The organism is Nitrospira sp. CMX1 (genome assembly GCF_054902215.1).
Genome location: NZ_JBUBKD010000045.1, coordinates 108,498 through 125,733 on the forward strand (window position 1 = coordinate 108,498; position 17,236 = coordinate 125,733).

Below are 17,236 nucleotides of genomic sequence, written 5' to 3' on the forward strand. Positions count from 1 at the left end.
GTTCTCAATGGAGCCTCGCGTGCCGGTGTCCACGTACCGGGTGCAGCTCAATCGAGCCTTTCCGTTCAAAGCGGCGACCGCGATCGTTCCGTATCTATCTGCCTTGGGTATTACGGACTGCTATACCTCGCCTTATCTGAAGGCGACACCCGGTAGTGAGCATGGCTACGATGTGGTGGATCCCACCATGCTGAATCCCGAACTCGGCACTGAAGACGAGTATCGAGAATTCATCCGCGCGCTGCACGCACACGAGATGGGCCACATCCTCGACGTCGTGCCGAACCACATGGGGATCGGACGGTCAGCGAATGCCTGGTGGTTGGACGTGCTTGAGAACGGGCCAAGCTCGAGCTTTGCGCATCTGTTCGATATCGACTGGCATCCGGTCAAACGAGAATTGGAGAACAAGGTGCTCCTGCCGATCCTCGGTGATCTCTACGGAACGGTCCTGGAGAATCAGGAAATTGTCCTCGTCTATGAGGAGGGACGGTTCTTCATCAAATACTATGACCATCGGCTGCCTGTGGGGCCGAAGTCCTCGGCGATGATGCTTACGCATCGGCTCGATGAACTGATCAACGAGGCGGGGGCCTCGTCCCCCCATGTGCAAGAGTTGCAAAGCATCGTGACGGCGATGCGCAATCTTCCCTCAAGTACTGAAACTGATCCCCAACGTGTGGAGGAACGGAACCGGGAGCGAGATATCATCAGGCAGCGCCTCGCCACCTTGGTGCGGGACGGCGAGACCGTCGCGAGATTTCTCGACGACAACGTCCGGATCTTCAACGGGACAAAGGACGATCCGCGCAGTTTTGATCTGCTCGATGCCTTGCTCAACGACCAGGTGTATCGACTGGCCGACTGGCGGGTGGCGGCGGAAGAAATTAATTACCGGCGGTTCTTCGACGTCAACGAGTTGGCCGCCGTCCGGATGGAGAATGATGCGATGCTCCAGGCGTCGCATGTCTTGGTATTTCGGCTCGTGAAAGAAGGTGCGGCAACGGGGCTGCGTATTGATCACGTGGACGGCCTTTCCGATCCGGGCCGGTATCTCCATGAATGGCAGGCCTGGGCTCAACGCGAGTTGGGCCACCCGCTGTTCGTGGTGGTCGAAAAGATTCTCGGCAAGGACGAGCCGCTGCCCGAGAGCTGGCCCGTCTCCGGCACGACCGGCTACGATTTTCTGAACCTGTTGAACGGTCTCTTCGTGCAGACGACCCACGAGCGAGCCATGGACGAGACCTATGTCCGGTTCATCCGCCGCCGTATCTCGTTCGAAGACCTCGTCTATGAATCGAAGAAGCTGATCATGCAGGCCTCGATGGCCAGTGAAATCAATGTCCTTGGACACCAATTGAACCTGCTTTCCGAACGCGATCGTCGATCGCGTGATTTCACGCTGAACAGCCTCACGAATGCCATCCGTCAGATCATCGCCTGCTTCCCTGTGTACCGGACCTATATCACGGAGGGGCCGGAGCCTCTGTTGGATCGAGATCGCGCCTATATCCGTCTCGCCGTGGCTAGGGCCAAGCGACGAAACGCCGCTCTCAGCGGGCGTGTCTTCGACTTCGTCCGGTCCTTGTTGCTGAAGGAATGGGATGAGCGAACCAGTCAGGAGCGTCACGAACAGCTCCGGTTCGTGATGAAGTTCCAACAGATGACCAGTCCCGTGACGGCGAAGGGACTAGAGGACACAGCATTCTACCTGTACAACCGGCTGGCGTCGTTGAACGAGGTCGGGGGCAATCCGGAACGGTTCGGCGTCACGCTCGCGACCTTTCACAAGGACCTGCGGGAGCGCCAGGCGCGCTGGCCGTTTTCCCTCTCGGCCACCTCTACGCACGATACCAAGCGGAGCGAGGATGCGCGGGCACGTATCAACGTGTTGTCGGAGATCCCCAGAGAGTGGCGGGCCTGCGTGAACCGCTGGGCCAAACTCACCCGGAGGGACAAGATCGACGTGGAGGGACAACTGGTTCCTGATCGTAACGAGGAGTATTTGTTTTACCAGACACTCGTCGGTGTGTGGCCTCTGATGTCTCTGGATCATGCGCAGTACCGTACATTCTGCGAGAGGATTCAGGAATACATGAACAAGGTACTGAGGGAAGGCAAGACTCACACGAGTTGGGTCAATCCCGACCAAGGCTACGAAGAAGCGATGCGGCAATTTGTCGAATCGATTCTCGACCGGACCAGGCCCAATGCCTTTCTTGACGAATTCCTTCCCTTCCAGCAGCGGGTTGCGCACTGGGGGATGTGGAATGCGTTGTCCCAAGTCGTGCTCAAGACGACGGCTCCCGGCGTTCCGGATTTCTATCAAGGCTCGGAACTCTGGGATTTCAGCCTCGTTGATCCAGACAATCGTCGACCGGTAGACTATGACGTGCGCACGACTCTTGCGCAAACACTCCGGCGCGCACTCGCAGAATGCGGACCGGATCTGCGACCATTGGCTCGAACCCTGCTCGCTGAGCGTCTCGACGGAAGGATCAAACTGTACACAACAATGAGAGCTCTGAACTTCCGTCGGGAGAACCGCGCACTTTTTCATGATGGCGAATACATTCCGCTCGATGGGCGCGGGACCAAGCAAGAGCATTGCTGTGCCTTTGCCCGTCTTCACTTGGAGCAAGCCGTGGTGACGGTCGTTCCACGACTGATAGGATCACTGACCAACGATGCCATGACACCACCGGTCGGTTTGGATGTGTGGGGAGACACCTATGTGACCGTGCCATCCTGGAGATCGGATTCGACCTATCGTAATCTCTTCACCGGAGAAACGTTGTCGACTCAGACCGTCGGAGATCGCCAAATGTTGCCCATGGCGGAGGTATTGCGCGAATTTCCCGTCGCCCTGTTGGAACGCTTGACGTAGGAGAGAAGGAATCGCCATGCAACGTATTTTCACGGGAGATGTGGCAGTGATGCAGACGTGATCTTCCCGCCTTGTACGGGAAGGGGGCGTTCGTACGATGACACGGACATCCGTCAGGCAATGAGCAGGGATCGTGGCTGACGATAATCATCAAGTCTTCCCACTAGCTCACCTCCAACGATTGCTTGATGCGTTGAGCACGAAGGGGTATCGAATTGTCGGCCCCACAGTACGGGACGGGTCCGTGGTGTGGGAGACGATCCGGTTTGTGCTGGATCTGCCGATCGGCTGGCGCGATCAGCAAGAACCTGGTCGCTATCGGCTGGAACAGACCGGCTCCCAGGAAATTTTCGGGGTCGTCCATGGACCCCAATCGCTGAAGCCCTTCGTCTTTGCGCCGCGTGAGCCGTTGCTTCACATCGAACGGGCAGAAGGCGGATTTTCCGCACAGCCTCGCCTTCCTCAATCGGAAAAGATTGCGATCATTGGCGCTCGCGCTTGTGATCTTGCTGGGTTGGCCATTCAAGATCGGATTTTTCTCCACGGCGAGTATCGCGACACCTGCTATGCGGCCCGCCGCGAGGGGCTGTTCGTGATCGCGGTGAATTGCACCAGGGCGCTACCGACCTGTTTTTGCGCATCCATGGACACGGGCCCTCGCGCCAAGAACGGCTTCGATCTCACTCTGACGGAAATCGACGACCATCTACTGGTCGAAGCTGGAAGCGAGGCCGGGTCCGATCTTCTTTCTACTCTCTCTTTGTCTCCTGCTATACACAAAGCAATCGATGAAGCAGCAGCGCGCGTGGACGCGTGTGCACAAAGCCAAGTCCGCCGGCTGGATCATATTTGCTTGCCGCAGGCGCTCTATGATGCCCATGAGCATCCGAGATGGGACGACGTGGCGGCACGCTGTTTGGCCTGTGCGAATTGCACGATGGTTTGCCCGACCTGTTTCTGTCATACGGTCGAGGAGATACCGGATCTCACCCGGCAGCAGACCGAGCATGCCAGATTATGGGATTCCTGTTTCACGCAGGAGCACGGCTATATCCATGGGAAAAATATCCGTCCCACGATCAAGGATCGCTACCGTTTGTGGTTGACACATAAGCTGGCCTCGTGGATCGATCAATTCGGAACGTCCGGCTGCGTCGGCTGTGGTCGATGTATCACCTGGTGTCCGGTCGGGATCGATCTGACCGAAGAGCTGTCGGTGTTGCTGAAGCCGGGTGAACAGCAGTCAGCCATCAACCGTCAGGAAGAGGCGTCCGGCGAGTAGCATGACAGGGAGCAAATGATCAATCCTTACCTGATACATCCGGCCACCATCATAGAGAAGATCCGGGAAGCTGACGACATTCACACCTACCGGCTTCGGCTGAATGATGAAGAAACCCGTCGCAATTTTCGTTTCACCGCCGGGCAGTTCAACATGGTGTATCTGTTTGGTGTCGGGGAGGTGGCGATCTCAATCGTCTCAGACCCGGAGGAGCCGGAGAGGCTTGACCATACCATCAGATCTGTGGGGCGAGTGACCTCCGCGATCGCACAACGGCAAGTCGGTGAGGTTCTGGGAATCCGCGGTCCGTTTGGGAAGGGTTGGCCGCTGGAGGAAGCACGCGGCCATGACGTCGTCATCGTGACCGGCGGCCTGGGTTGTGCTCCAGTGGTGGGGGCGATCGACTATATGTTTCGGCGGCGTCGGCACTATGGTTCCGTCAAGATCATCCATGGTGTGAAGACATCGCGAGACTTGCTCTTTCATGAACGATTCGAGGCCTGGGGAAAACAGTCCGACACGGAAGTTCTGCTGGCCAGCAACCAACGGGATGAGGCCTGGCGTTACCATGTCGGCGTGGTGACGGACCTGTTCGAGTGTGTGACGCTGGATCCAGCGAAGACCATGGTTCTAATGTGTGGCCCCGAGATCATGATGCGCCTGGGTGTGCCGATCTTGATGAGACGCGGAATTCGAGCAACAGCCATTCATGTCTCACTGGAGCGACACATGGAGTGCGGAATCGGCCTCTGCGGCCATTGTCAGATGGGTCCGTATTTTCTGTGCAAAGACGGGCCGGTTATGCGCTACGACCGTATCGAGCCATGGTTAGGACGGGTGGGAGTGTAGTTTGTAAATCGTGAACCGTTTCGAGTTTCTGATTTCACGGCAGAGAGAGAAACCAGAAACGCGCAACTCGCAACACGAAACTTGTGGCCGAAGTGCAGGAGGAGGAACAGGTTGCCAAAGCGTGACGCGGAGAAAACTCGGCCCAAGCTTGGCGTCTTCAAATTCGCCTCCTGCGATGGCTGCCAGCTCAGCCTCCTGAATCTGGAGGACGAGCTACTTATCTTGGGCCAAACGTTGGATATTGCCTATTTCCCGGAAGCCTCCAGCATGATGAGTCCAGGCCCGTACGATCTTGCGCTGGTCGAGGGGTCGATCACCACGGAGGAGGATGCGCGTCGCATTCGGTCTGTGCGGAAGCAGGCCAAGGTTTTGGTCACGATCGGCGCTTGTGCGACAGCCGGCGGTATTCAAGCTCTGCGTAACTGGGGCGATGTGGAATCGTTCAAGCAGGCGGTGTATCCCAGCCCACAGTATGTTCAGAGCCTTAATACCTCCACCCCGATCGCGGAACACGTGTGTGTGGATTTCGAACTGTGGGGCTGTCCGATCAATAAAGACCAACTGCTTCGCGTCATTACCGATCTGGTGGCCGGAGTTCAGCCTCATGTCCCGACTGACAGTGTGTGCCTGGAATGCAAGCGGCGCGGGAATGTCTGCGTGATAGTGGCCAAGGGCATACCCTGTTTGGGGCCTGTGACGCGGAGCGGCTGTGGCGCTATCTGTCCCAGCATGGGACGGGATTGCTATGGCTGTTTCGGTCCAACATCGGGAATGCGGGCAGGGCCGGGCATTCCACCCAACACGGCCTCGCTTGCAAGCCACTTCCATAACGGGCTGCAACTGATTCCGGTCGAAGTTCTGCGGAGGTTTCGCGGCATCAATGGCCATGCGGAATCCTTCAAGCGTGAAAGTGAAGTGTGGGAGACAAAGAAGTAAGACCAGTGGGAAATCTGTTCAGGTAGTAGCCAAAACAGGCCAGCGCAGCAAGAGTCTAGTGACCATCTGCCCATGTTCAGAAGGGAGATCTACATGAAAACGAAGAACGGTACCCATTTCACGGCGATCGATCTCGGTTCTCTGTCGCAGCTGGAGCAATACAAATTTCAACACCCGATGTTGCCACGAGAAACTGAAGGCAAGATATTTCTGAACCGGTTACTGGGCTTGACGAGCGGTGAAATCTCCATCAATAAATTGCCCCCACGGACGTCAATGCCCTTCTACCACAAGCACCGTTTGAACGAAGAAATCTATGTCTTCTTGAAAGGTGAGGGAGAATTCCAGATTGATGGCAAGGTGCTACCGATTAGTGAGGGAACTGTCATTAGAGTGGCACAGAACGGAGAGCGCTGTTGGCGAAATATCTCTGAGACAGAAAGTCTGTACTACATCGTCATTCAAGCTCGCGCTGGCACTTATGACGGGTATGCCGTCGAGGATGGTGTAGGTGTTCAGAAGCGAGTGAGTTGGGTTGCAAAAGAGCCGGCCTAACTGATGAGTCAGGTAAGATCGACTGCAAAAGGATGTGCCGTAATGGCGTTTCACCAAGTTCTTCAAGGCGCGTGAAACACTAGATATCCTCTGAGACGTCTGTGGAGTAATCGAAGTGGAAGAGGAGAAACGTCGGACCCGGACTATTGCTATCGGGACGATCGCACGCGTGGAGGGCGAGGGCGCGCTTCGTGTCACCGTGAAAGACGGAACTGTCCAGGACGTGGAGCTTAGGATCTTCGAGCCGCCTCGGTTCTTTGAGGCCTTCTTGCAAGGGCGGCACTACGACGAAGTGTCGGACATCGTCGCGCGGATCTGCGGCATCTGCCCGGTTGCCTATCAGATGAGCGCCGTCCACGCCCTCGAACGGATTTTCGGCCTGCGCATCGACGGGCCGCTACGGGATTTGCGGCGGCTGATCTACTGCGGAGAGTGGATCGAAAGCCATGCGCTGCATATCTTCATGCTGCAGGCCCCGGACTTTCTTGGCTATGAGAGCGGCATCGCGATGGCGAAAGATCACGCAGCCGTCGTGACCCGTGGCTTGCGGATCAAGAAGGCCGGCAATGCGATCATGACGTTGCTGGGCGGCCGCTCCGTGCATCCAGTGTCGGTCAAAGTCGGCGGCTTCTCGCGGGTGCCGTTGCAGAGCGAACTGAGAGGATTAAGAGACGAACTCTTATGGGCACGCGATGCGGCGGGGGAAACTGTGCGTTGGGTTGCAGGGTTTAAATACCCGGAGTTTACTCCGGACTCTACATGTGTGGCACTGCGCCATTCCGATGAGTATCCGTTCAACGAAGGACGGATTGTGGCCGGCACCGGCCTGGATATTCCGGTTGACGAGTTCGAACGGCATTTCTCCGAGCATCAGGTCGCCTACTCCAACGCGCTGCATTGCACGTTGCAAGGTGCGCCCTATCTGGTTGGGCCGTTGGCCCGTGTGAACCTGAACCACAATCGACTGCCTCCGGCGGTCAGGCAGGTGCTGGCGGATACCGGCTTGTCACTACCGCTGCGCAACCCGTTTCATGGGATCGTCGCCCGCTCGGTCGAAATGCTCTACGCGCTGGAGGAGTCGCTGCGGTTGATCGATCGATACGAGCCTCCACCGGCGCCGTCGCTGCCGGTCACGGTCCGAGCCGGAATCGGTATGGCGTGCACCGAAGCACCGCGCGGGATCCTCTACCATCGGTACCGGGTGGACGGCGATGGTGTGATCCGCGAAGCCAAGATCGTGCCGCCAACTTCGCAGAATCAAGGCCGCATTGAGCAGGATCTGCGTCTCTTCCTGCCCCGTGTACTGGATCGTTCCAACGAGGAGGCGTCGCGTGCCTGCGAGCGGGTCATCCGCTGCTACGACCCGTGCATTTCCTGCGCGACGCATTTTCTGAAGTTGGAGATCAATCGGGATGTGTGATGGTCCTCCGGACAAGAGGGGTGAGAAACACGCGAGTGACGAGTCACGCAAGTCTCGCTTATCCAGCATTCGAATCATCGGCTTAGGGAACGAGTTCAGAGGAGATGACGCCGTTGGCCTTCTGGCTGCTCGCCGGATCCGAGAGCGAATCGGCAGTCACATTCAAGTCGTCGAGGCGGAATCGGCGGGAGTAGAGCTCTTGGACTTGATGAAAGACGCGCATACCGTGTTCTTGATCGATGCCCTATGCAGCGGGAAAGTTCCCGGCACAATCCATCGGCTCGATGTCTTGGCCGGCCCGATTGCGTCCAACCTGTTCCCACGGTCATCTCACGCGATCGGAGTAGGAGAGGTTTTGGAGTTGGCCCGTACATTGGGTGTCCTCCCAGCGACGGTCATCGTCTACGGGATTGAAGTTGGGAACACAGAACTAGGGCAACCCCTGTCCTCCTCGGTGGCTAAGGCGTTGGACCAAGTCGTGGACCAAATCGTTCAGGAGCGTGAGGCCTGTCGTGCATGAACTCCATTTGATGAGGCAAGTCGTAAAGGCTGTGGAAGCCAGATTGGACGGAACGGGAGATACCAAGCTATCTGCCGTACGACTGAAAGTCAGTGCGCTGTCGCATTTGCTCATTCACGATCACGCCACACTCCAAACAACATTCCGATTGGCTGCCCGAGGCACAAAGGCCGAAGGTGCCGCTTTAGAGATTCTCACCGTGCCGGGTGAAGCCTGGTGTCCGCAATGCCGGCGAGATGTTTCTGTCGAACACGGGCATGAAGTCTGTCCCGCTTGTGGAGAGCCGGTGATTGCAGTCTCAACAGAGTCGGACGTGATTGTCCACGAATTGGTCGTGCAAGAATGAGAAAGGCCCTTGCTCAGCGTGTACAGGTTACTGTGGAGGGGATGGTGCAAGGGGTGGGGTTTCGCCCGTTCGTTTACAGACTCGCCCATGAGCTGGGGATGACTGGTTGGGTAACTAACACCAGGAACGGGGTGTTGATTGAAATTGAAGGGTGCGTGGAAGCTGTTGAAACATTTCTCCACCGTCTGCGGGAAGACGCGCCCGCTTCTGCTTCTGTCGAGGCGATAAGCACCAGTATCATTCCTGTACAGGGCAACAGGAGTTTCTCAATCGCCGCGAGTCCTGAATTGGGACAACGTACTCTCGTCATCTCGCCGGATTTAGCTACCTGCGAGGACTGCTGTCGGGAACTCTCTGATCCACACGACCGACGGTTCCGATATCCCTTCCTGACCTGCACGCAATGTGGGCCTCGCTATAGCGTGCTCACAACGATTCCCTATGATCGGTCCAATACCACCATGATCGGGTTCACACTCTGCTCTGCCTGTCGTGCGGAGTATGAAACCGAAGCCGATCGCCGCTTTCATGCGGAACCGATCGCCTGTCCGATCTGCGGGCCACGCGTCAGCTTGTGGGATGAACACGGTCACGAGGTCGCCGGTGGTGAAGGGGCTTTGCAGCAGGCATCGGCTCTGCTCGAACAAGGATTCATCGTCGCTGTGAAGGGGCTGGGTGGGTTTCAACTCTGGGTCGATGCGCAATCAGAAGAAGCGGTTCAGCGCTTGCGCGATCGGAAACGGAGGCCGGGGAAGCCTTTCGCAGTCCTGTTCCCTTCGATTAAGGCGGTCAGACACTACTGTCAGTTGTCCGTGCAAGAGGAGGATCTGCTCTGTTCGCCGCAAGCGCCGATCGTTCTAGTGAATAAGCGTCAGGACGCGGCACTCGCCGAAGCAGTGGCACCGGGCAATCCTTATCTCGGTGTGATGGTGCCGGCCACGCCGCTCCATCATCTTTTGATGGCGTCGCTTCAGCGTCCCATGGTGGCCACGAGCGGCAACCGATCCGAAGAGCCGATTGTGACCGACGAGTGCGAGGCGCTGGTTCGATTGAAAGGGGTCGCCGATGTGTTGCTTGTGCATGACAGACCGATCGCAAGGCCGGTTGATGATTCGGTGGTGTTGGTGGTTCCAGACAATGTCCGAGCGGAAGACGGAGGACAAGGGGACACATCCACAGCTGATGTGATGATCCTCCGTCGGGCGCGAGGCTATGTGCCTCAGGTGATTCGCTGGAGTGATGGTGAGGTACAAGGAGACTCCAACGGCCCGATCCTCGCCGTCGGTGGACATCTCAAGAACACCGTCGCTCTTCTGACGGGCAATCGCGTTGCACTCAGCCAACATCTCGGAGATCTTTCTACCCTGGAGGCGGACAAGGCATTCCGGCAGGCAGTCGAGGATCTCCAAGAGTTGCTTCAGGTTACGCCACAGGCTGTCGCCTGCGATTTGCACCCGGACTATCGTTCGACCAGCTTCGCGCGAGAACTGGCTGCGACCGTGTCTGTTCCGATAGTTCCCGTGCAACATCACCATGCACATGTGGTCTCTTGTATGGCAGAACATAAACTCGACGGTGAGGTGCTGGGCATCGCCTGGGACGGTGCCGGCTATGGAACGGACGGCCGGATTTGGGGTGGTGAATTTCTGGTCGCGAGCTACCGGCGATTCAACCGGTTCGCACATCTCCGGCCCTTTCGGTTGCCCGGCGGCGAAGCGGCCATGCGGGATCCAAAACGATCCGCCGCAGCATTGCTGTGGGATTTGATGGGAGAAGTGATAGACGATCAGGCACTTCCATCCTGGAGCTTGACGAGCAATCAGCGTGCTCAGGTGGCAAGCGTACTCAGATCCGGCGTGGCATCCCCATGGACGACGAGCATGGGACGACTGTTCGATGCGGTGGCTTCGCTCACCGGCCTATGTTCTCAATCCTCCTTCGAAGGGCAGGCAGCCATGGCGGTCCAGTTTGCAGCGGAGCGAGGGTGGGAGGCAGGTGGGGTGCAAGGATATCCGATTGATCTGGTGCCGAGCGAGAGTTCCGATACAACGTGGATGGTTGATTGGCGTCCCATGATCAGCGCCCTGCTCGATGCCCTTCGCAAAGGTGTGAGGCGTGAAAAGATTGCCGCCCAGTTTCATGTGAGTCTTGCCGAAGTTATCGTACGGATGGCTCAGACAGCAGGATTGTCTCGCGTCGTGCTGACCGGCGGCTGCTTTCAAAATGGGCTGCTGTTGTCGCTCGCCAAACGGCGATTGGAAGAGGCAGGGCTCGAAGTGTATAGCCACAGGCTGGTGCCACCCAATGACGGAGGGCTGTCATTGGGGCAGGCAGTGATTGCGGCGCACCGATGACTAGCACATCTCGTGAGGGCCGCTTGTATCTGTTGCCGGGTTCCGGGTTTAGCGTTTCGAGACGACCGTGTTTTCTGACGCAATACTCGAAACAAGAAACCAGAAATTCGAAATTTGAACATGAGGAGAGACGATGTGTCTCGCAGTCCCAGGCCAAGTCCTGAACATCGCGGATGACCAGCTTCGGACGGCGACCGTGTCGTTCGGTGGTGTGACGAAATCCGTTTCGTTGGCTTTGGTGCCGGAAGCCGAAGTCGGCGACTACGTCATCGTCCACGTCGGCTTTGCGATCAGCAAGTTGGACGAGGAAGCCGCGCGACGGACGTTGGAAACCTACTCGGAACTAACGGCCTCAAGCTCTCCAGAGGCCACCGGTGGCTAGGAGCCAGTTAAGGCGGCTGATCCATTTGAACCTTCTTGCAGGTCAACATTCCGGCTCATAGAATGGCGCCGGCGAATGATCCCGAAGAATTAATGAGGGTTTCTCGGTGAAGGCTGATCTCAGAAGGCTCCCTGCGCTGCTCTTCCTTCTCACCGTGGGGTGTGCCACACCCATCACACCCGAACAAATCGCGAGTGCTGATTATGGAACGGTTCCCGTCTCCTCACTCTATCAGAAGGCGATACAAGATCTTGTGCAACAGGTGCTGCTTGAACCGTTTCCGGCTCGCTTTCGATTCATAGGAGACCCACAGAAAGGCTATGTGTATCTCTCAGGACGAAGGCAACCTCCTGTATTTGGGTACATCGTACAGGTGGGGATCAGTGCTAGGAACCTACGAGGTGACTATAGGGGGGAGGAACTGCAGCGATTCTTTATCAAAAACGAAACACTGTATCTCCTGAACAAGTCCGATCGGGCCGAAGTTGTGCCGTAGGACAGGGCGGCGGGAATCCCCTCCTGCTCCCTTCAACCCGCATTATCGAAAGGTTCAAGAGCGTCCATCGGAACCACACTCAGAGACCTCTCACTGACTACCCACCGTGATGAGAGCGTCTATCGACGGGTATCAGCCTGAGTTTACGCTCCTTGCGCCCCCGGTAGGAGCCCTCTTACAATACGGGGCTCTTACTTCTAGCGGGCTTGTCACCATGCCGTTTGCGCAGCGCTATCATTATCGGTTTCCGGTCTTTATCCTCGTCCGATACGAGCGGGGAAACGGAACTGGGTATGGCAGCGTCACGAATCTTTCTCGACAGGGATGGCGCCTATCTGGTTCGTTGCCACTAGAGCTAGGAGCTCTCTGCTCGCTGAACGTCAGGCTCCCGACGATGAAAGTGATCTCCGTGGCTGAAGGAAAAGTGCGATGGGTCTGCGGGGACGAATGCGGCATTGAAACACTTGTGATGGATCCCAGATCGCAAGAGCGATTGAACGCCTATATTCAGGACCGGGTCAAGGCACTCTGAGGAGAAGAAGATCATCCTGCAGGTGACCCTATGACAAGATCAAAGACAAGGTTGTGGCGAAACAAAAGTGGCCATGAATCCGATCGATGGGGGCGATGATCGGATAGAGATAAGGGCAGCGGGCGGGTCTTCAGAAGCTACGGACGACTTCTTGGTTTAGCTCTTGCCGTTCGGATAAGTGGGATGTTTCTCACGTCCGGAGACCTCGTTGGAATTCGTGACCGAGGCACCATTGAGGTACGTTGTCATGGAAGGTGGAGCAGACCTGTTTGGGTGAGAGTGTTGGGCCCGGGAGGGTCCAGCGAGAGCGCCACCCGGTGTACCGAATAGAAGGGGTATGGGATGGAGAGTGTTGGCACTGGCCTCTTGGAATCGCGACGGGGCTTTCTGTTTGGGACCATCCTGGTTTTTGTCGCAATCTTCGCCTGGATCGTTCTGGCGGGGTTTCTCGGGATTCCTACATGGACCCAATACCTCGCTCTCGCCGGAATTCTGGCTCAAGTCTTTCTGATTCATCGACGCGAGCGGGTACTCTATACAGGACGACGATGGCGCTTCTGGTACGCGCTGCTCATTGCGGGGTTTGCATGCGATCTCATGACAAGGCATCTCTGGATGCAAGGGCATGACACTGTCGCAGATCCTACCCAAGTCCGCGGGCGGCTCTTGGTCGGAGGGTTTCTCTTGTTCTATATCATGGTCTTGCCCGTTAGCCTCCGTCTGATCATTCGAAATCAGAAGTCCTGAGCGAGCGCCGAAGTCAATAGCGATCAGGGGCCAAGTAGATCTGGATAGCCATACCCAAGAAGGTCTTCATTGTGAGCGGGTGGCTGTACGACCACGCCTTCGGTTGCTGGGTTGAAGCGGGAGAGTACGCAAGCCGCCCTCCCGGAGAACGGCGTGGTCCGTTTAAGACCGATGTCGGATGTGTGGTGCTCGAGGTGTGTCATTCCTACCCGGGTGGCGGACGGAACGAGCAGCTAGTGGGGAGGAATACGGGGGGGTCTGAACGGGTTGGTCGCCGTTCTGAAACTATACTCTGACTCTGATTCAGACCTAAGTGGTAGACTGCCAAAATGCAGTTTGAGTGGGATCGTGAAAAGGCCAAGCGGAATCTTCAGAAACATGGGGTGTCCTTTGACGAAGGCGTCACCGTGTTTTATGATCCATTGACTGCGACATTCGACGATCCTGCTCACTCCGTCGGCGAGCGGAGATTCGTGACTATTGGCTACTCCAAGAACGGAAGGTTGTTAGTCGTCTCACACACTGAGCGCGGCAAAGCCGTGCGCATTATCAGTGCGCGACTTGCGACACGACATGAAAGGAAGCGACATGAGACGTAAACGTTCTGTGGAAAACGACGATCTTCGTCCGGAATACACCTTCGACTATGGAAAGGCAGTCCGAGGGAAATATTATCGGCGCCTTTTAAAGGAAGGAGCCAATGTCGTCGTTCTCGAGCCCGATGTGGCGAAGGCATTCCGCGATTCGACGGCAGTAAATGAAGCCTTACGTTCCCTCTTGAAGATTGCGCAGTCCTCTCGTCGCCTTAACACCAGGCCGGGCCGTCCGACACGAAAACGTACCGCCGCGTAGAAAGTCTGGATCCACCGATGGCTTTGTAGAATCCTTCCCATCCCAGCGAATTCATGATCGAAGTCTATCTGAATCCCAACAATCTGAGCGGGCGTGAACTGGCCGGCAAGCTCGGTGTGGCTGCTTCAACGCTGAATCGCATTCTTACGGGTACGAGCCGGATCAGCCCTGGAATGGCGCTATGCCTGTCCAAGGCGCTTGGCCGTTCTCCGGAGAGTTGGCTTGCCATGCAGTACAATCACGATCTCTGGTATGCCAAGCAGCATGTGAAGCTCGGCAAGGTCGGGAAAGTCCGGCTCACAGCGGCCTAGAAGATATGGCAGCTGAGTCAACGGATGGTTGAAAGAGGATACGGGCGAGCCTCAGGAACGAGCGGATCGACATGCTGAAATTGTGCTCTACCCCTTATTAACTTGCCGGTGATCTGCGGGGTCGTTAGCTGTCCAGACATGGGCATACACCAAACACCGACGCTCCAGCACTGGAACTACTTTCTCGCACTTGAGGACGATATCGTTCGGTTGTCTCGATACCTCGAACCAGCAAATGACAACTTCAATTGTTACTCTCTGGAATTGGCTCGTATCTTGTTTGCTGCTGCGTCGGAGGTTGACGTCGTTGCAAAGCGGTTATGCTGTGAACTAAACGCTGAGTCTATGGCCGACAGCATCACCAAGTACAAGGGTGAAATATTGGCGGCCTATCCGCAGGTGACGTCCGCCGTTGTCGAGATTCCCCGGTACGGCCTAACGCTCACTCCATGGGAACAGTGGAAAACCGAACGAAGTCCACTCTGGTGGCAGGCATATAACAACGTCAAACATCACCGCCACACGCATTTCTCTGACGCCTCATTGAAGCACAGTCTCAACGCCGTTGCTGGACTGTTTATTTTCCTGCTCTTCTACTATCGCGACGAAAGTCAAAACGGTAAACTAACGCCCAATCCAGCTATTCTTAGAGCCGGTACCCCTTTTCGCGTTGACAGGCTAATGTGGGAGCCAGGTGCATATGTTTATAAGTTAGTACCCAGTGGTGACGACTAGCGCCTCGTTCAATCGACCTTGCGCAGGACTCTCCCTAGTTGTGCCAAGAGTCAATCTAATATCCTTGATAATTACCAGCACAGTAGTCGTGTCCCGTTGAAACGCCAAGTATTATGCCGCTATGCTCGGAGCATTTAATGCTCTGTCATGTGGACGGAAATTGGCAGACTCGGCTTTTTTTCGAATCGCAGTAAGCACTGTTAGGCCGACCCATGCGCGATAAGATTCTCAGGTTTCTGCGATCGCGATCCACCAACAATAGCAAGCTCGATGCTGAGCAAGAAGAAGCTATGATGCAGACATTCCATGGTCTGCCAGATCCTCTAGAACGTGCGCAGATGTCACCAGAGAGGCTTGCCATTCTCTTGTCGGAACAGCAAACTGGCACACCAGCATACATCCTTATCGAACATGAGCTGGATCTTCGTATAACCTCAGTCCAATCAAACGCAACCATCCGATCCGCTAGGCTTGGCCTAATTGGGACATTGCTTGGCACCGTGATTGGTTGGTTTCTTGGAACGCTATCGCCAAAAGCAGAGCAGAGCCTCCGAGAGCAAGTTCTTCGCTGCGAGTGTGTTAGCCAAGCTCAGCAACCCTCATCTGGATTAAAACTTCAAGTGCGTTCCAGTACCGTCCCTTCAACCATAAGTGCTGATGGGAAACCAGCTGGAACCAAAGTTAAGAACGAAAAGGCTGATGGAAACGTCAAATGATAGGTTCGCTTGCACGTTGACTCAGACAGCGCTAACCCGTGCCTGCGGAATGATGCTAAAGAACGGAGTCGCAGGGGATCATCGCCATGAAGTACGTCGATGAATTTCGCGATCGCACGGTGGCGGCGGCGCTGGCGGAGCGGATCAAGAAGACGGTGCGTCGGCCTTGGACGATCATGGAGGTCTGCGGCGGGCAGACCCATTCAATTGTCCGGTTCGGCCTTGATAGCCTGTTGCCGAAAGAGCTCACGCTCGTCCATGGACCAGGCTGTCCGGTCTGTGTAACGTCCGTATCCCTCATCGACCAGGCTGTCTTCCTTGCATCCTTGCCAAACGTGATCTTCTGCTCCTTCGGCGATATGTTGCGCGTGCCTGGTTCACATGGTGACCTGTTTGGTGTGAAGGCGGCAGGTGGGGATGTCCGGATTATCTATTCGCCGTTGGATGCACTTGAACTTGCCCGCAAGCATCCGGATCACGAAGTGGTCTGTTTCGCTGTGGGATTCGAGACCACTGCACCGGCCTGGGCTATGGCGGTGGTGCAGGCGAAGCAGGCGGGCATCACGAACTTCAGTCTGTTGATCGCCCATGTGTTGGTGCCCCCCGCGATGGAAGCCATCCTGTCGTCGCCACAGAGTCGAATCCAGGGGTTTCTCGCTGCCGGTCATGTCTGTACCGTGATGGGTTATGAGGAGTACGAGGTCATCGCGCAGAAATATCGCGTGCCGATCGTCGTGACCGGGTTTGAGCCGCTCGACGTGCTCGAAGGTGTGGCCATGCTGGTCAGCCAATTGGAAGAGGGGCGGATCGAAGTCGAGAATCAGTACGTGCGATCCGTCAGTCGAGAGGGAAACCGACCAGCAAGAACTCTCGTCGACGAGGTGTTCGAACCAGCACCGCGAACCTGGCGCGGCATCGGGGAAATTCCCGCGAGCGGTCTGCGCCTCAGGTCTGCCTATCGCGCATACGATGCAGAGGTGAAGTTTCAGCATGAACTTGCGCAGCTCACTGAAGGGAAAGAGGACCCAGAATGCCAAAGTGGGCTGGTCCTCCAAGGCTTGCTCAAGCCAATGGATTGTGCTGCCTTCGGGGTTCGATGCACACCTGAACAGCCGTTAGGCGCGCCGATGGTGTCGAGCGAAGGGGCTTGCGCCGCGTATTACCGATACCGAGGGGCCAGTAAAGGGTAAGGGGTGAGCAGTGAAGATTGAAAGGGGTCTCGCGTCGGTTAAGAGTTGCGAGTTTCGCGTTTGGGGTTCCGGTAACTCGAAAGTCGAACCCCGCAACCAGAAACTTCGATCTCGGGATTGCGATAC

19 protein-coding genes are annotated in these 17,236 nt (G+C 56.4%); all 19 read left to right on the forward strand.

All coding sequences use genetic code 11. The features are described 5' to 3' along the window. The first annotated feature begins 19 nt into the window (after positions 1–19). The 19 genes from treY to hypD all read left to right on the forward strand — a co-directional run bounded on the left by treY (position 20) and on the right by hypD (position 17,110). On the forward strand, positions 20–2,887 hold the full coding sequence (gene treY, locus ACYX34_RS11910) for a malto-oligosyltrehalose synthase (protein WP_462076782.1): 2,868 nt from the start codon (positions 20–22) through the stop codon (positions 2,885–2,887). A gap of 133 nt (positions 2,888–3,020) precedes the next feature. Further along, positions 3,021–4,169: a 4Fe-4S dicluster domain-containing protein gene (locus ACYX34_RS11915; RefSeq protein ID WP_462076783.1), complete on the forward strand. Its 1,149-nt coding sequence runs from the start codon at positions 3,021–3,023 to the stop codon at positions 4,167–4,169. A gap of 15 nt (positions 4,170–4,184) precedes the next feature. After that, positions 4,185–5,018 carry an FAD/NAD(P)-binding protein gene (locus tag ACYX34_RS11920; RefSeq protein ID WP_462076784.1) on the forward strand — a complete coding sequence of 278 codons (834 nt, stop codon included), beginning with the start codon at positions 4,185–4,187 and terminating at the stop codon, positions 5,016–5,018. A 111-nt stretch (positions 5,019–5,129) separates the two neighbouring features. Beyond that, positions 5,130–5,954 carry an NADH-quinone oxidoreductase subunit B family protein gene (locus tag ACYX34_RS11925; protein ID WP_462076785.1) on the forward strand — a complete coding sequence of 275 codons (825 nt, stop codon included), beginning with the start codon at positions 5,130–5,132 and terminating at the stop codon, positions 5,952–5,954. A 93-nt stretch (positions 5,955–6,047) separates the two neighbouring features. After that, entirely contained in the window at positions 6,048–6,509 is a 462-nt protein-coding gene (locus ACYX34_RS11930) for a cupin domain-containing protein (protein ID WP_462076786.1), read from the forward strand. Positions 6,510–6,624: 115 nt separating this feature from the next. Next, positions 6,625–7,929: a Ni/Fe hydrogenase subunit alpha gene (locus ACYX34_RS11935; RefSeq protein ID WP_462076787.1), complete on the forward strand. Its 1,305-nt coding sequence runs from the start codon at positions 6,625–6,627 to the stop codon at positions 7,927–7,929. After that, entirely contained in the window at positions 7,922–8,449 is a 528-nt protein-coding gene (locus ACYX34_RS11940; protein WP_462076788.1) for a hydrogenase maturation protease, read from the forward strand. The genes ACYX34_RS11935 and ACYX34_RS11940 overlap by 8 nt, the downstream gene beginning before the upstream one ends. After that, a complete protein-coding gene (locus ACYX34_RS11945; protein WP_462076789.1) occupies positions 8,442–8,795 on the forward strand; it encodes a hydrogenase maturation nickel metallochaperone HypA/HybF in 354 nt (117 codons plus the stop codon). Before ACYX34_RS11940 ends, ACYX34_RS11945 begins: the two co-directional genes overlap by 8 nt. Then, positions 8,792–11,149, forward strand: coding sequence for a carbamoyltransferase HypF (hypF, locus tag ACYX34_RS11950; protein WP_462076790.1), 2,358 nt, complete (start codon positions 8,792–8,794; stop codon positions 11,147–11,149). The genes ACYX34_RS11945 and hypF overlap by 4 nt, the downstream gene beginning before the upstream one ends. A gap of 133 nt (positions 11,150–11,282) precedes the next feature. Beyond that, positions 11,283–11,531, forward strand: a complete 249-nt coding sequence (locus ACYX34_RS11955) for a HypC/HybG/HupF family hydrogenase formation chaperone (RefSeq protein WP_462076791.1) — start codon at positions 11,283–11,285, stop codon at positions 11,529–11,531. Between the two features lie 106 nt (positions 11,532–11,637). Then, positions 11,638–12,027, forward strand: a complete 390-nt coding sequence (locus tag ACYX34_RS11960) for a hypothetical protein (RefSeq protein WP_462076792.1) — start codon at positions 11,638–11,640, stop codon at positions 12,025–12,027. A 109-nt stretch (positions 12,028–12,136) separates the two neighbouring features. Then, on the forward strand, positions 12,137–12,559 hold the full coding sequence (locus ACYX34_RS11965; RefSeq protein ID WP_462076793.1) for a PilZ domain-containing protein: 423 nt from the start codon (positions 12,137–12,139) through the stop codon (positions 12,557–12,559). A gap of 342 nt (positions 12,560–12,901) precedes the next feature. Next, entirely contained in the window at positions 12,902–13,306 is a 405-nt protein-coding gene (locus ACYX34_RS11970) for a hypothetical protein (protein WP_462076794.1), read from the forward strand. A gap of 329 nt (positions 13,307–13,635) precedes the next feature. Continuing rightward, entirely contained in the window at positions 13,636–13,905 is a 270-nt protein-coding gene (locus tag ACYX34_RS11975) for a BrnT family toxin (protein WP_462076795.1), read from the forward strand. Continuing rightward, positions 13,895–14,158, forward strand: a complete 264-nt coding sequence (locus ACYX34_RS11980; RefSeq protein ID WP_462076796.1) for a hypothetical protein — start codon at positions 13,895–13,897, stop codon at positions 14,156–14,158. Before ACYX34_RS11975 ends, ACYX34_RS11980 begins: the two co-directional genes overlap by 11 nt. Positions 14,159–14,211: 53 nt before the next feature. Continuing rightward, positions 14,212–14,469 (forward strand): HigA family addiction module antitoxin, encoded by a 258-nt coding sequence (locus tag ACYX34_RS11985; RefSeq protein ID WP_462076797.1) that lies wholly within the window; start codon positions 14,212–14,214, stop codon positions 14,467–14,469. Between the two features lie 138 nt (positions 14,470–14,607). Then, on the forward strand, positions 14,608–15,204 hold the full coding sequence (locus tag ACYX34_RS11990) for a hypothetical protein (RefSeq protein WP_462076798.1): 597 nt from the start codon (positions 14,608–14,610) through the stop codon (positions 15,202–15,204). A gap of 212 nt (positions 15,205–15,416) precedes the next feature. Next, the gene (locus ACYX34_RS11995; protein WP_462076799.1) at positions 15,417–15,920 is read left to right on the forward strand and encodes a hypothetical protein; all 504 of its coding nucleotides are present in this window, start codon (positions 15,417–15,419) and stop codon (positions 15,918–15,920) included. A gap of 86 nt (positions 15,921–16,006) precedes the next feature. Continuing rightward, entirely contained in the window at positions 16,007–17,110 is a 1,104-nt protein-coding gene (hypD, locus tag ACYX34_RS12000; RefSeq protein ID WP_462076800.1) for a hydrogenase formation protein HypD, read from the forward strand. Positions 17,111–17,236 lie beyond the last annotated feature (126 nt).

What these genes read in the sequence shown, in the direction of transcription:
- ACYX34_RS11920 (WP_462076784.1), top strand. Translation starts at nt 4,185, where the DNA reads ATGATCAATCCTTACCTGATACATCCGGCCACCATCATAGAGAAGATC.
- ACYX34_RS11930 (WP_462076786.1), top strand. Translation starts at nt 6,048, where the DNA reads ATGAAAACGAAGAACGGTACCCATTTCACGGCGATCGATCTCGGTTCT.
- ACYX34_RS11940 (WP_462076788.1), top strand. Translation starts at nt 7,922, where the DNA reads ATGTGTGATGGTCCTCCGGACAAGAGGGGTGAGAAACACGCGAGTGAC.
- hypF (WP_462076790.1), top strand. Translation starts at nt 8,792, where the DNA reads ATGAGAAAGGCCCTTGCTCAGCGTGTACAGGTTACTGTGGAGGGGATG.
- ACYX34_RS11955 (WP_462076791.1), top strand. Translation starts at nt 11,283, where the DNA reads ATGTGTCTCGCAGTCCCAGGCCAAGTCCTGAACATCGCGGATGACCAG.
- ACYX34_RS11965 (WP_462076793.1), top strand. Translation starts at nt 12,137, where the DNA reads ATGAGAGCGTCTATCGACGGGTATCAGCCTGAGTTTACGCTCCTTGCG.
- ACYX34_RS11970 (WP_462076794.1), top strand. Translation starts at nt 12,902, where the DNA reads ATGGAGAGTGTTGGCACTGGCCTCTTGGAATCGCGACGGGGCTTTCTG.
- ACYX34_RS11975 (WP_462076795.1), top strand. Translation starts at nt 13,636, where the DNA reads ATGCAGTTTGAGTGGGATCGTGAAAAGGCCAAGCGGAATCTTCAGAAA.
- ACYX34_RS11980 (WP_462076796.1), top strand. Translation starts at nt 13,895, where the DNA reads ATGAGACGTAAACGTTCTGTGGAAAACGACGATCTTCGTCCGGAATAC.
- ACYX34_RS11985 (WP_462076797.1), top strand. Translation starts at nt 14,212, where the DNA reads ATGATCGAAGTCTATCTGAATCCCAACAATCTGAGCGGGCGTGAACTG.
- ACYX34_RS11990 (WP_462076798.1), top strand. Translation starts at nt 14,608, where the DNA reads ATGGGCATACACCAAACACCGACGCTCCAGCACTGGAACTACTTTCTC.
- ACYX34_RS11995 (WP_462076799.1), top strand. Translation starts at nt 15,417, where the DNA reads ATGCGCGATAAGATTCTCAGGTTTCTGCGATCGCGATCCACCAACAAT.
- hypD (WP_462076800.1), top strand. Translation starts at nt 16,007, where the DNA reads ATGAAGTACGTCGATGAATTTCGCGATCGCACGGTGGCGGCGGCGCTG.